The organism is Amycolatopsis sp. NPDC088138 (genome assembly GCF_044741685.1).
Taxonomy (GTDB): domain Bacteria; phylum Actinomycetota; class Actinomycetes; order Mycobacteriales; family Pseudonocardiaceae; genus Amycolatopsis.
Map to the genome: position 1 here is coordinate 155458 of NZ_JBIUTB010000004.1, position 12296 is coordinate 167753.

Sequence of the window (12296 nt, forward strand, 5' to 3'; positions counted from 1 at the left end):
GAACGCCGTCCGGACTGGGCCATCCGGGTCGGATGTGGGTCGGGCGTCCCACGACGGCGCCGGACGTCTCCATGGTGGAAGTGTCCAGACCACCGGTAGAGAGGCGTGATCCGCTGTGACGGCAGCATCCGAGACCCCGGCCCTCCCGACGACGCGACCGGCCGGATGCCCGTACGACCCACCCGAGAACTACGCGACGTTGCGCGAAACCGAGCCGACGTCGCAGGTGCGCTGCCCGGCGGGCATGGACGCCTGGCTGGTCACGCGCTACAGCGACGTGCGCGCGGTGCTCGCCGACCGCACGATGAGCTCGCGCGGCGCGTCTTCGGTGCACGTGAACGCCGACGCCGACCTCGACCAGGAGGTCAGCCCGGGCTCGATCATCCAGCTCGACGGGCAGGACCACTCGCGGCTGCGCAAGATGGTGCTCGCGGAGTTCACCGTGCGGCGCGTCGAGGCGATGCGCACCTACGTCCAGGACCTGGTCGAGAGCCACCTCGACGCGATGCTCGCGAAGCCCGGCGAGGCCGATCTGGTGCGGGACTTCGCCTTGCCGATCCCGTCGCTGGTGATCTGCGAGCTGCTCGGCGTCCCGTACGCCGACCGCGAGCGGTTCCAGCACCAGAGCTCGACGCTGGTCAGCACCGACACCACCCGTGAACAGGGACAGCAGGCCTACGAGGAGCTTTCCGGGTTCCTGGCCGCGCTCTTCGTCGACAAGCGGGAGAACCCGCGGGACGACCTGTTCAGCCGGCTGATCGCGCGCGGTGCGGCGACCGGTGACGCGCTCGACATGGAAGAGCTGGTCATGCTCGGGCTCAGCCTGCTGGTGGCCGGGCACGAGACGACGGCCAACATGATCGCGCTCAGCACGCTGGTGCTGCTGGACCACCCGCAGCAGCGCGAAGTCGTGCTGGCGGCGCCGGAACGTGCCGTCGAGGAGCTGCTGCGGTACCTGTCGGTCGTGCAGTTCGGGGTACTGCGCTACGCCACCGAAGACGTCCAGGTCGGGGCCCGTGCGGTGAAGGCGGGGGAGTGGCTGGTCGCCGCGCTGAACTCGGCCAACCGCGACGAGGAGCTGTTCCCGGCCGCCGACAAGCTCGACTTCCACCGCGAGTCGCCGCGCACGCACGTCGCCTTCGGGTTCGGCGCGCACCAGTGCATCGGCCAGCAGCTGGCGCGCGTCGAACTGCAGGAGGCGTTGACGCGGTTGTTCCGCCGGGTGCCGGACCTGCGCCTCGCGGTGCCGCGGGAGTCGTTGGCGTACAAGCACAACACGCTCGTCTACGGCGTTCGCGAGCTGCCGGTCGCCTGGGGCTGATTCATATCCCTGAATCCGAAACTTTCGAAATTGCCTCCCCTTTCGAAAGTTTCGCTTTCCTGCCCTTCTTGACGGTGTCCGGGAAACGCGCCTAACGTTTCCCGGGCACCATTCCTCCGGAAGGGAGAAAATTCCGTGCGCCGCTCCCGGATTCGTTCCTCGGTTGTCCTGCTGGTCGCCACCGTGCTCGCGTCGGCGGCCGTGATCACGAACGCGTCCGGGGCCGCCGCCGCGGTCGAGGACGAGGGGGCCGACTGCGCGGTCTCGATACCGAGCTCATGGCCGTCCAGTGCCAAACTTCCCGATCCCTTCAAGCGGATCGACGGCACGCGCATCAGCACCACGAGCGACTGGCGGTGCCGGCGCGAGGAGATCAAGAAGCTCGCCGAGCGCACGGTCTACGGCGAGAAGCCCGCGAAACCGGCGAGTGTCACCGGCACGGTTTCGAGCACGAACATCACCGTGAACGTCACGCAGAACGGCCGGAGCGCGAGTTTCTCCGCGGGCGTCCAGCTGCCCAGTGGCACCGGTCCGTTCCCCGCCGTTTTTGTCGTCGGCGGATTCGGCGCGGACACCGCCACCATCAAAGCCGCCGGGGCCGCCGTCATCACCTACGACCCGCTCGCCGTCGGCAAGGAAGGCACGGCCCGGAACAACAAACAGGGCGCGTTCTACAGCCTCTACGGCGCGACGAGCAGCACCGGGCTGCTGGCGGCCTGGGCGTGGGGCGTGAGCCGGCTCATCGACGTCGTCGAGCAGTCCGGCGGCTCGGTCCTCAAGGCGGACGCGCTCGGTGTCACCGGCTGTTCGCGGTACGGGAAGAGCGCGTTCGCGATCGGCGCGTTCGACCAGCGGATCGCGCTGACCATGCCGATCGAGTCGGGCACCGCCGGTGTGCCGATCCTGCGCGGGATTCCCGGCGAAAGCGGCTCGCAGCCGCTGTCCAACGCCTACGGCGAGCAGCCGTGGTTCGGCGACGCGTTCAGCGCGTACACCGGAAACCCGGCCGCGCTGCCGGTGGACACGCACGAACTCGTCGCGATGGTCGCGCCGCGCGGGCTGTTCGTCATGGAGAACCCGCACATCGACTGGCTGGGCGCACGGTCCGGCAGTGTGGCCGCGCTGGCCGGCGCGGAGGTCTACAAGGCGCTCGGCGCGGGGAGCAACATCAGCTACTGGTCCGACGTCTCGGACGGCACGCACTGCGCGTCCCGGTCCGAGTGGAAGACGCCGCTGCAGCAGAACATCCAGAAGTTCCTGCTCAAGACGGGTAATGCGGCCGGTACGTTCCGGATCTCCAGCCAGAAGGCCGGGAACCTGGCCGACTGGCGCGACTGGACCACGCCCACCCTGACCGACTCGGGGACCACGACGCCGACCACGCCCACCACACCGACGACCCCCACCACGCCCACGACCCCGACGACGCCGACGACGCCCGGGGGTGCCGGGTGCACGGCGACGACGTCGATCAACCAGTGGACGGGCGGGTTCGTCACGACGGTGCGTGTCACGGCCGGCGCCGCCGCGATCACCGGCTGGACGGTCACCGCCGGCCTGCCCGCCGGCGCGGTGATCACGTCCGGGTGGAACGCCGGGCGCAGCGGGAACAGCGGCACGGTCCGGTTCACGAACGTCGACTTCAACGGTGCCGTGGCACCCGGGCAGTCGATCGAGTTCGGCTACCAGGGCACCGGAACCGGGACGGGCACGACCGTGTCCTGCGCCTAGTTGCGCGCGAGGCTGCTGAAGTCCCGCTGCTCGGCGTCGTCGGCGTCGGTGCGGCGGGACGTCTCGGCCCACGCGTCGATCTCGGCGATCTTGGCCTCGTCGGTGGCGCGGATCAGCATGACGGCGTCGGAACCCAGCGGCAGCCGCAGCGGCGGCTCGGCCAGGTCGGCGAGCTCGGTGATCACGCGGCCGGCCTTGGCGGGGTCGCCGGTGGCGAGCTGCTCGGGGCCGCGGATGTGCTCGATCATCGGGTTCAGCACGGGCTGGTAGGCCTCGCTCGGCTCGATGAACGACATCGACGACCCGGCCCAGTCGGTGCGGAACCCGCCCGGTTCGACGATGGTCACCTTGACCCCGAACGGCTTCATTTCGTTGGCCAGCACCCCGGAAAAGCCTTCGACGCCGTGCTTCGCTGCCGAGTACGCGGCCAGGCCGACCCCCGGCGCGATCCGGCCGCCGACGGTGGAGATCTGGATGATGTGCCCGTGGCCCTGCTCGCGCAGCACCGGGATCGCCGCGCGGGTCACCGTCACCACGCCCATCAGGTTCGTCTCGATCTGGGCGCGGAACTGCGCCGCCGGAGTGTCCTCGATGGACCCGAAGTCGGCGTAACCCGCGTTGTTGACCAGGACGTCGATGCGCCCGAACCGTTCGACGGCGGCTTGGACGGCCCGGTCGGCCGCGGCTTCGTCGGTGACGTCGAGCGCGACGGCCAGCGCGCGGTCCGCGGGCAGGTCGCCGAGGCTGCGCGGGTCGCGGGCGGTGGCCACGACGGAGTCACCCCGCTCCAGGGCGGCGTTGACGATCTCCCGGCCGAGGCCACGCGACGAGCCGGTGACGAACCAGACTTTGCCGGTCATGAGAAGTCCTCTCTTAACTGAGTACTCATTCAACAGCGACGGTAGGCCCGCCCTCGGGCACTGTCAACTGAACGTTCATTCAACAGTGGCGTGACGTCGGCCACGCCCGAAAATGCCGCGCGCCCTTCGCCGCGAGCGGGCTAACCTCCCGCCAACGCGCTGATGGAGCCGAGTAGCCCCGGGAGCGCACGGGTCCAGAGAGCCGCCGGCAGCTGGGAAGGCGGTCCCGTGCCCCGCGGTGAAGACCCTCCGGAGTGCGGGGAGGAAATGCCCCGCCGGCCGGCCCCCGTGATCGGGCCGCGAAGAGGCCGCCCCTCAGGACGGTGAAAGTGCGGTGGCACCGCGAGTTCCCTTATCGCCCGCACTCCCAAGGGGTCACGTCGCCTGCGAGGGGCCCACGATGATCTCCCGAACCTTGACCGCCGACCTGCCCCGGCACGTCGGCGCCCACGTCCGCGTCGCCGGCTGGGTACACCGCCGTCGCCGCCTGAAATCCGTCACGTTCCTCGTGCTGCGGGACCGCTCCGGTACCGCGCAGGTCGTGCTGCGCTCCGGCGCCGTGCCACCGCCGGAGGAGACCGTGGTCGAGGTGCACGCGACCGTGACGGCGAACCCGCGCGCGCCCGGCGGCGTCGAGCTGACCTCGGCGTCGCTGGTGGAGCTGTCAGAGCCGGCGTCACCACCGCCGTTCGACCTCTACCGGCCCGCGGTGTCCGCGTCGCTGCCGACGATCCTCGACCACGCCCCGGTCGCGCTGCGGCATCCGCTGCTGAAGGCGCGGTTCGCGGTGTCCGCGGCCGCCGTCGCCGGGTTCCGGTCCACTTTGGACGGCCTGGGGTTCACCGAGACGCACACGCCGAAGATCGTCTCGTCGGCCACCGAGTCCGGTGCGAACGTCTTCGGCATCGACTACTTCGGCCGCCAGGCCTACCTCGCGCAGTCGCCGCAGTTCTACAAGCAGGCACTGGCCGGGGTGTTCGAGCGGGTGTACGAGGTCGGCCCGGTGTTCCGCGCCGAGCCGCACGACACCGCGCGCCACCTGGCGCAGTACACCAGCCTCGACGCCGAGCTCGGGTTCATCGAGGACCACCACGACGTCATGGCCGTGCTGCGGGAGGTGCTCGCCGGGATGGCCGGGGCGGTCGCGACGCTCGGCGTCGCCGTCCCCGAGGTGCCCGCCGCGATCCCGGAGCTGCATTTCGCCGACGCCCAGGAGATGCTGGGGAAGGACGAGCCCGACCTGGCCCCCGCCGACGAGCGGTGGCTGTCGGACTGGGCGGTGCGCGAGCACGGGTCGGAGTTCCTGTTCGTCACCGGCTACCCGATGGCGAAACGGCCGTTCTATACCCACCCGGACCCGGCGCGGCCCGCGTACTCGAACAGCTTCGACCTGCTGTTCCGTGGTCTTGAGCTGGTGACCGGCGGTCAGCGGCTGCACCGGCACGCGGACTACGTCGCGGCGCTGGGTGGCGAGGTCGCCGCTTATGACGACTACCTGGCGGTGTTCGCGCACGGCATGCCGCCCCACGGCGGTTTCGCGCTGGGCCTGGAAAGGTGGACGGCGCGGCTGCTCGGAGTCGCGAACGTCCGGGAGGTCACGCTGTTCCCGCGCGACCTGCACCGGCTGACCCCGTGAGGAGCACACGATGACGTTGCCCCGCCGGCTCTGGGCCGCGGTCGAGCCGCTGCACGCCGTGATGTACTTCGCGCCGGAGACGGCGGCCGCGGCGAAGGCGGTCGGCCTGCGGGGCTACTGGATGGGCTACTTCGCCGGACGTCTCGCGCCGCTGGGCCCGATCGGCCCGGCGGCGGCGACGTCGATGCTGTTCGGCTTCGCCCCCGCGATGGTCGCGCGGGCCCTGCCGGACGCGTGGTCGTTCGCCGCCCCGTCCGACGTCCTCGATACGCGGCTTGCCGCCGTCGAAGAGGCGTTGGGCCGGGTGGCGCCCGACGCCGCGGAGCTGGCTTCGTTGCTGGAGCGGGCGGCGGACGCGTGCCGGTTCGACGGCCGTCCGCTGGCCGCGGCGTGGTCGGCCGTGCCTCGCCCGTCCGGTGTGCTCGGCCGGCTCTGGCTGGCCGCGACGATCCTGCGCGAGCACCGCGGTGACGGCCACGTCCTGGCGGCGGTGCACGCGGGGCTCTCCGGCCTGGAGACCACGCTCACCCATATCGGAGACGGCGTCATCGGCCGCGACGACGTCCAGCCCCACCGTGGCTGGTCCGACGAGGACTGGACGCAGGCGGTCGACGGCCTGCGGGACCGGGGCGTGCTCGACGCCGGCGGCCGGTTGACCGACGCCGGCCTGGCGCTGCGCCGCGGCGTCGAGGACGACACGGATCGCCTGGCCGCGGCCCCGGTCGAGGCCCTCGGCGAGGCGGGGGTGGCGCGGGTAGTGGAGCTGGCGGTCCCGCTGAGCCGCGCGGTCGTCGACACGGGCCTGGTCCCGGTACCGAACCCGATGGGCGTCCCGCGGCCGTGAGCTGTCGAATCCGGCCCGGCTCGTTCGACGCAGGGGTGAACGCACCCGAACCCTGGAGGTACTCATGACCTTGCTCGCCGGCAAGAACGCCATCGTCTACGGCGGAGGCGGCCGGATCGGCAGTGCCGTGGCCAGTGCTTTCGCCGAGGAAGGCGCCCACGTTTTCCTGGCCGGGCGGTCGCTCGGCCGTCTCGAGCCGGTCGCCGAGCGGATCAGGGCGGCCGGTGGGTCGGCCGAGACCGCGTCGGTCGACGCGCTGGACGAGCGGGCCGTCGACGAGCACGCCGACGCCGTCGCCGCCCGGGGCGGGATCGACGTCTCCTTCAACCTCATCAACCACGGTGACGTGCAGGGCACGCCGCTGGTCGACATGTCGCTCGCCGACTACGAGCAGCCCGTGGTGACCGCCGTGCGGACGAACTTCCTCACCGCACGCGCCGCCGCGCGGCACATGATCAAGCAGCGGTCGGGGGTCGTGCTGTTCTTCGGCGGCGCGGGTGATCCCGTGCGCGAGTTCTCCGTCGGCGGGCTGCAGGTCGCCTTCCACGCCCTCGAGGCCATGCGCCGCCAGCTCGCCGCCGAGCTGGGTCCGCACGGCGTGCGCGCGGTGACGCTGCGGACCGGCGGCATCCCGGAGACGCTTCCCGCGGACTTCGACGCCCGCCAGGTGGTCGAAGACAGCATCAACGGCCAGACGATGCTGGGCCGCGCGGCCACACTGGCCGACGTCGGCGCGGTCGCGGCCTTCGTCGCGTCCGACCGGGCCCGCTCGATGACGGCGTCCACGGTCAACATCAGCTGCGGCGCCCTCGTCGACTAGCCGCGCGCGGTGATCTGCTGGATCGTCCAGGTGTTGCCGTCGGGGTCGGCGAAGTGCACAAAACCCACGTTGTTCAAGTCCGCTTCGCCGTCCCAGGTGCCCATGCCGTGGACCTGGATCCCGCTGACCGCGACGCCGCGTTCGGTGAGGATCGCGTGGGCCTTCGGCAGGTCGTTGACCACCAGCTGCAGCCCCTTGAGTGAGCCCGGCGGCATGTCCGGCACCGCGCCTCGGCCGAAGACGATCGAGCAGCCCGAGCCCGGCGGGGTCAGCTGGACGATCCGGACGCCGTCGGCCGGCGCCGTGTCGTGGTCGAGGGCAAAACCCAGCTGGTCGGCGTAGAACGCCTTCGCGCGGTCCACATCGGACACCGGCACGATGACCACTTCGAGCGTCCAGTCCATCGGGCGTCCCTTCGTCGGCGGGCTCACACCGTACGCCGCTCGACCACCAGACGCTGGTGCCGCGCGGCGCGGACCCGGTCGCCGCACGTCGTGGAGCACCAGCGGCGGCGGGCGTGCTCGCGGAGGAAGAACCGGACGCAGCCGTGCGCCTCGCAGGGGTGCACCAGCTGCCCGAGGTCGCCGCCGACGACGTCGATCGCGTCCCGGGCCAGTGCGGCCACGGCCTCGTCGAGGCTGCCCGGCCGGGTGCTGCGCCACCCGCGCCGCGGGCCGCCGTCCCAGGTGAGCTGGGGTGCGGCGGAGTCGGCGCGGGCGGCCGCGTTCACCGTGCCGACGGCGTCCGCCGCCGGGGCCCGGTCCTCGGCCAGGGCGGCCAGCAGCTCGCGGACCGCGGCCCGCAGGTCCGTCAACGACGTGACGTCGTCCACCGCCGTCACCCGGAACCCGTGCGCGTGGAGCCAGGTGCCGGGGTCGTCGAGGTCGTCGGCGTCGCCGACCCGCCGGGTGTTGACCAGTGCCAGCGCGAGTGAGCGTTCCTCGCCGGGTGCCGCAATGACCACGTTCGCCTCCCGAGTCCGGCCTCCAGTTTCCCCGACCCGTTGACAGCGTACCTCGTCTCATGGATAAATAGGAAGGTATCCATGAGACGTTCGAGGGAGTGACCATGGTCGCCGTGCACCACCGCTACGCCACCGTCAACGGGCACCGGCTCTTCTACCGGGAGGCCGGACCCGCCGACGCACCCACGATCGTGCTGCTCCACGGGTTCCCGACGAGCTCGCACATGTACCGGCACCTCATCCCGGCCCTGGCCGACCGCTACCACGTCGTCGCCCCGGACTACCTGGGCGCGGGCGCCTCCGACGCGCCGCCGGTCGGCGAGTTCAGCTACACCTTCGACGCGCTGGCCGAGCTCACCCTCGGCCTGCTCGACCAGCTGGGCCTGACGGAGTTCGCGCTCTACATCCAGGACTTCGGCTCACCGGTGGGCCTGCGGATCGCGACCGCGAACCCCGGCCGCGTCACGGCGATCGTCACCCAGAACGGCAACGCCTACGTCGAGGGTCTCGGCGCCGGCCTGCCGCAGAAGCTCGCCGCCGGCACCCTGACCGAGGACGACCTGCGCGCGATGGTCACCCTCGAGGCCACGAAGGGGCAGTACCTCGACGGCTCGCCCGACCCGGAGCTGGTCAGCCCGGACGTCTGGATCCACGACCAGGCGCTGCTCGACCGGCCGGGCGCGGCGGAGATCCAGATGGCGCTGCTCGCGGACTACCACCACAACATCGGGCTGTACCCGAAGTTCCACGAGTACTTCCGCACCAGCCAGGTGCCGGTGCTGGCGGTCTGGGGCGGCAACGACGGGATCTTCATCGCCGACGGCGCCCGTGCGTACGCCCGCGACCTGCCCGACGCGGAGATCCACCTGCTAGACGCGGGCCACTTCGCGCTGGAGACCCACCTGGACGCCATCGCCGGCTACATCCGCGGCTTCCTGGGCCGGGTGCTGAGCTGACGGAAAGCCTTGGGGGGCAAGGTGTCCGGGCCTTGCCCCTCCACGTCAGTGGTGCTGGGTGTGGAAGGTCCAGGCGTCGGCGACGATGTCGTGCAGCTCGGGACGGGCGGGCTGCCAGCCCAGGTCCTTCCGGGCCTTCTCGCTGCTCGCGACGGTGCTCACCGCGTCGCCTTCGCGCCGCGGGGCGAGCACCACCGGGATGGGGTGCCCGGTGACCTCGCGAGCCGCGTCGACGACCTGCATGTTGGTGTAGCCGTTGCCGTTGCCCAGGTTGTAGATCTCGTGCCGGCCGGGCTCGATCGCTTCCAGCGCGAGAACGTGCGCCGTGGCCAGGTCCGCGACGTGGATGTAGTCCCGCACGCAGGTGCCGTCCGGGGTCGGGTAGTCGTTGCCGTACATCTGCAGCCGCTCGCGCTTGCCGGCCGCGACCTGCAGCACGATGGGGATGAGGTGGCTCTCCGGGTCGTGCCGTTCACCGAGCTCGCCGACCGCGCCCGCCGCGTTGAAATAGCGCAGGCTCGTCGCGCCGAGGCCGAACGCCGCGGCTTCCGCGGACAACATCAGGTCGACCATGAGCTTGCTGGCCGCGTAGGGATTGCGCGGTTCCACCCGGGCGGTCTCGGCGAGCTTCTCGTCGCCCTCACCCCGGTACATCGAACCGGTCGACGAAAAGATCAGGCGCCGGACGCCCGCCGCGCGAGCGGCCTCCAGCAGCGCGAGGGAGCCGCGCACGTTGACGTCCCAGTAGAGGTCCGGCCGGGCCACGGACTCCGCGACCTCGATCCGCCCCGCGAAGTGGAGCACGCCTTCGAAGCCCGCTTCGGGAGTCAGCACCGAAGCCACGTCGTGCACGGACAGCTGGTGGAACACCACGCCGTCCGGCACGCTCGCGCGGTGCCCGGTCGACAGGTCGTCCAGCACCTCCACCTCGTGCCCGGACGCCAGGAGCGCGCGGGTGACGACGCTCCCGATGTAGCCCGCACCGCCCGTGACCAGCAGCTTCACCGTGAGACCCTCCTCGCTGAATGGTCCCGGCAGCCTAGCGACACGGGCGGCCCGGCCAGACGGCGAGGCTCAGCCGCCGAGGAGGCGCGAGAGGGCGTCCCGTGCTTTCGCGTCCTTCTCGGCCAGCGTGGTCAGCTCCTGGGCCAGGGCCGCCAGCCAGTCGTCCACCGCGGCTTCCTTGCGGCTGATCACCACGCCGCGCACGACCTGGCGGATCTCCGCCGTCACACCGCCGTGCTTACCCGCGCTCAGCACCAGAACCCGGTCCGGCGTGCTCACCTGGACCGAAACCACCTGTCCGTCGCGGCCCGCCACCCGGTCGGCGAACGTCTTGTGCCGCGACACCTCGACCATGCCCGGCGGAAGCGCGTCACCCAGGGTTTCCGACAGGACCCGGTGGTACGACTCGACGTCCGCCCGGTCGGTGCGCAGTGCCGCGACCAGCAGGTGGAACTCCAGCTCCGCGCCGGCCATCAGTCGGTGAGCGGCAGCACGAGCTGCGGCTTGGCGATGTGGTGGTCCTCCCGCAACGGTTTCACCGCGGTGCCGATGGCGAAGAACTCCGTCGTGTGCCCGCCCCAGCGGTGCGGCAGCGACAGCAGCTGGACGCCGACGATCCCTTCCGCCTCGAGCTGTTCCGCCTCGGTCTGCATCCGCGACATCGCGAGCTCGCGCGCGTCGTAGAGCGCCTCGGTGTACTGCGGGATCTCGACGTTCTGCCCGATGTTGCCCATCATCTGCCGGAACCGCTGGTGCGCGATGTGGTAGACGCAGGTGCCCATCACCATGCCCAGGGGCGCGTACCCGGCCTGCACGAGCGTCCAGAAGTCCTGCCCGGACAGGTCGGAGGTGAACGGCTTCCCGGTGTTGTTGCGCCATTCCCCGGGTTCGTCGGCCTTCACCGCGGTGCCGATCGCGATGAACTCGGCGAGGTCGCTGCCGAACTCCTTGAACTCGATCTCGAGCCGGACCGCGACGATGCCGTCCGCGCCCAGCACGTCCGCCTCCGCCTCCATCCGGGACATCGCGAGCTCGCGGGCGTGGTACATCGCCTGCGAAAGCCGGTCCAGCTCCTGGTTCTTGTTCCACCGGCCCATCTGGAAACCGACGTGGTAGATGCTCGACCCGAGCACGAGCCCGAGCGGCCGGAACCCGGCTTCGCGCACGAGCAGGAACTCGTTGACGCTCAGGTCCGAGGTGAAGAGGCTGGTCTTCTGGCCGGGGCGCATCTCGGCGAGCCGGCGCATCGCATCCTCGGGGATGTGCTGCTCGGCGGGGTCCGCGGTGGTCACGAAGCCTCCTCAGGAACGGTTCAACGGCAGGATCTTGAGCGCGCTGGTCGGGGCGGCGCGCCCGGTGTGGAAGCGGGCGATCGCGGTGCCGACGACGGACGCGAGCCCGACCACCCCGATCTCCTGGACCGGCCACGCCCGCAGCCGCATGTCCGAGACGATGCCGCCGTCGGCGCCGCTGTCCCGGATCGCGCGCCCGAACTCGGCGCGGGCCGCGGCGCGGACCTCGGTGACGACCCTCGTCGGCGCGTCCACCTCGGTGTTCCCGGCCCAGGTGTTGGTCTGGTTCTGCATGTTGTAGTCGAAGTGCGCGCGCCCGGCGACGCCGACCGCGACGCGCACCGGCACCCAGCCGGCCTGCATCAGCTTGGCGACGTCCTGGCCGGGCAGGTCGGTGGTGAACAGCCGCCGCGGCCGCTGCTTCGTCTCGGCGCGCACGGCGGTGCCGAGGGCGACGAACTCCTGGTTCGACTCGTCGAGCGCGGTGATGGTGACGGTGATGCCGAGCACGCCGTCGGCCCCGATCGCGGTCGCCTCCTGCGCGAGCCGGTCGAGCGCGGTGGCGTACCCCTGCCGCAGCATCCCGGACAGCAGGTTGACCTGGTCGGCGGCCCAGGTGCCGGGCCCGACCCAGCCGGCTTGCTGCACAACGCAGCCCATGACCTCGCCGACGGGCGTGAAGCCGACGACCTCCGCGCCGACGGCTCCGGGCACGCTCAGCAAGGACGTCTTCAGCCCGGAGGCGGCGAACCGGTCGACCCGGGCCTGCGCCACGGGCGGCAGGCCACGACCGTCCCAATCGGGCACTGCGACCTCCTTCGCCGGTCTCTCTCCGCCATCGTGGCACGGATCCGCGCGCGGGGCGGC

General features: G+C 71.4%; 13 protein-coding genes. 6 read left to right on the forward strand and 7 right to left on the reverse strand.

Features of this window, described 5'->3' with window-relative positions; translation table 11 throughout:
• Positions 1 to 115: 115 nt before the first annotated feature.
• Both ACIOD2_RS22070 and ACIOD2_RS22075 read left to right on the forward strand, forming a co-directional pair.
• Entirely contained in the window at positions 116 to 1321 is a 1206-nt protein-coding gene (locus ACIOD2_RS22070) for a cytochrome P450 (RefSeq protein WP_400540832.1), read from the forward strand.
• Between the two features lie 135 nt (positions 1322 to 1456).
• Entirely contained in the window at positions 1457 to 3052 is a 1596-nt protein-coding gene (locus ACIOD2_RS22075; RefSeq protein WP_400540835.1) for a cellulose binding domain-containing protein, read from the forward strand.
• Here the strand turns inward: ACIOD2_RS22075 and ACIOD2_RS22080 are convergent.
• The gene (locus ACIOD2_RS22080; protein ID WP_400540838.1) at positions 3049 to 3912 is read right to left on the reverse strand and encodes an SDR family NAD(P)-dependent oxidoreductase; all 864 of its coding nucleotides are present in this window, start codon (positions 3910 to 3912) and stop codon (positions 3049 to 3051) included. The genes ACIOD2_RS22075 and ACIOD2_RS22080 overlap by 4 nt on opposite strands.
• Before the next feature lie 400 nt (positions 3913 to 4312).
• Between ACIOD2_RS22080 and aspS the strand changes: the two genes are divergently transcribed.
• The 3 genes from aspS to ACIOD2_RS22095 all read left to right on the forward strand — a co-directional run bounded on the left by aspS (position 4313) and on the right by ACIOD2_RS22095 (position 7212).
• Positions 4313 to 5548 carry an aspartate--tRNA(Asn) ligase gene (gene aspS / locus ACIOD2_RS22085; RefSeq protein WP_400540841.1) on the forward strand — a complete coding sequence of 412 codons (1236 nt, stop codon included), beginning with the start codon at positions 4313 to 4315 and terminating at the stop codon, positions 5546 to 5548.
• A 10-nt stretch (positions 5549 to 5558) separates the two neighbouring features.
• Positions 5559 to 6392, forward strand: a complete 834-nt coding sequence (locus tag ACIOD2_RS22090) for a hypothetical protein (RefSeq protein ID WP_400540844.1) — start codon at positions 5559 to 5561, stop codon at positions 6390 to 6392.
• A gap of 64 nt (positions 6393 to 6456) precedes the next feature.
• Entirely contained in the window at positions 6457 to 7212 is a 756-nt protein-coding gene (locus ACIOD2_RS22095; protein ID WP_400540847.1) for an SDR family NAD(P)-dependent oxidoreductase, read from the forward strand.
• On the opposite strand, the gene ACIOD2_RS22100 is transcribed toward ACIOD2_RS22095, so the two are convergent.
• Positions 7209 to 7616 (reverse strand): VOC family protein, encoded by a 408-nt coding sequence (locus tag ACIOD2_RS22100; RefSeq protein WP_400540850.1) that lies wholly within the window; start codon positions 7614 to 7616, stop codon positions 7209 to 7211. The two genes, ACIOD2_RS22095 and ACIOD2_RS22100, sit on opposite strands and share 4 nt — an antisense overlap.
• A 23-nt stretch (positions 7617 to 7639) precedes the next feature.
• Positions 7640 to 8176: a CGNR zinc finger domain-containing protein gene (locus ACIOD2_RS22105; protein ID WP_400540853.1), complete on the reverse strand. Its 537-nt coding sequence runs from the start codon at positions 8174 to 8176 to the stop codon at positions 7640 to 7642.
• A gap of 104 nt (positions 8177 to 8280) precedes the next feature.
• Between ACIOD2_RS22105 and ACIOD2_RS22110 the strand changes: the two genes are divergently transcribed.
• Positions 8281 to 9132 (forward strand): alpha/beta fold hydrolase, encoded by an 852-nt coding sequence (locus ACIOD2_RS22110; protein ID WP_400540856.1) that lies wholly within the window; start codon positions 8281 to 8283, stop codon positions 9130 to 9132.
• Positions 9133 to 9177: 45 nt separating this feature from the next.
• On the opposite strand, the gene galE is transcribed toward ACIOD2_RS22110, so the two are convergent.
• From galE to ACIOD2_RS22130, 4 genes are all read right to left on the reverse strand, one after another.
• A complete protein-coding gene (galE, locus tag ACIOD2_RS22115) occupies positions 9178 to 10137 on the reverse strand; it encodes a UDP-glucose 4-epimerase GalE (protein ID WP_400540859.1) in 960 nt (319 codons plus the stop codon).
• Positions 10138 to 10206: 69 nt separating this feature from the next.
• A complete protein-coding gene (locus tag ACIOD2_RS22120; RefSeq protein ID WP_400540862.1) occupies positions 10207 to 10611 on the reverse strand; it encodes a hypothetical protein in 405 nt (134 codons plus the stop codon).
• Positions 10611 to 11429, reverse strand: coding sequence for a heavy metal-binding domain-containing protein (locus ACIOD2_RS22125; RefSeq protein ID WP_400540865.1), 819 nt, complete (start codon positions 11427 to 11429; stop codon positions 10611 to 10613). Before ACIOD2_RS22125 ends, ACIOD2_RS22120 begins: the two co-directional genes overlap by 1 nt.
• A gap of 9 nt (positions 11430 to 11438) precedes the next feature.
• On the reverse strand, positions 11439 to 12236 hold the full coding sequence (locus ACIOD2_RS22130; protein WP_400540868.1) for a heavy metal-binding domain-containing protein: 798 nt from the start codon (positions 12234 to 12236) through the stop codon (positions 11439 to 11441).
• Between the last annotated feature and the right edge of the window lie 60 nt (positions 12237 to 12296).

What these genes read in the sequence shown, in the direction of transcription:
- ACIOD2_RS22120 (WP_400540862.1), bottom strand. Translation starts at nt 10,611, where the DNA reads ATGGCCGGCGCGGAGCTGGAGTTCCACCTGCTGGTCGCGGCACTGCGC.
- ACIOD2_RS22110 (WP_400540856.1), top strand. Translation starts at nt 8,281, where the DNA reads ATGGTCGCCGTGCACCACCGCTACGCCACCGTCAACGGGCACCGGCTC.
- ACIOD2_RS22090 (WP_400540844.1), top strand. Translation starts at nt 5,559, where the DNA reads ATGACGTTGCCCCGCCGGCTCTGGGCCGCGGTCGAGCCGCTGCACGCC.
- ACIOD2_RS22100 (WP_400540850.1), bottom strand. Translation starts at nt 7,616, where the DNA reads ATGGACTGGACGCTCGAAGTGGTCATCGTGCCGGTGTCCGATGTGGAC.
- aspS (WP_400540841.1), top strand. Translation starts at nt 4,313, where the DNA reads ATGATCTCCCGAACCTTGACCGCCGACCTGCCCCGGCACGTCGGCGCC.
- ACIOD2_RS22080 (WP_400540838.1), bottom strand. Translation starts at nt 3,912, where the DNA reads ATGACCGGCAAAGTCTGGTTCGTCACCGGCTCGTCGCGTGGCCTCGGC.
- ACIOD2_RS22095 (WP_400540847.1), top strand. Translation starts at nt 6,457, where the DNA reads ATGACCTTGCTCGCCGGCAAGAACGCCATCGTCTACGGCGGAGGCGGC.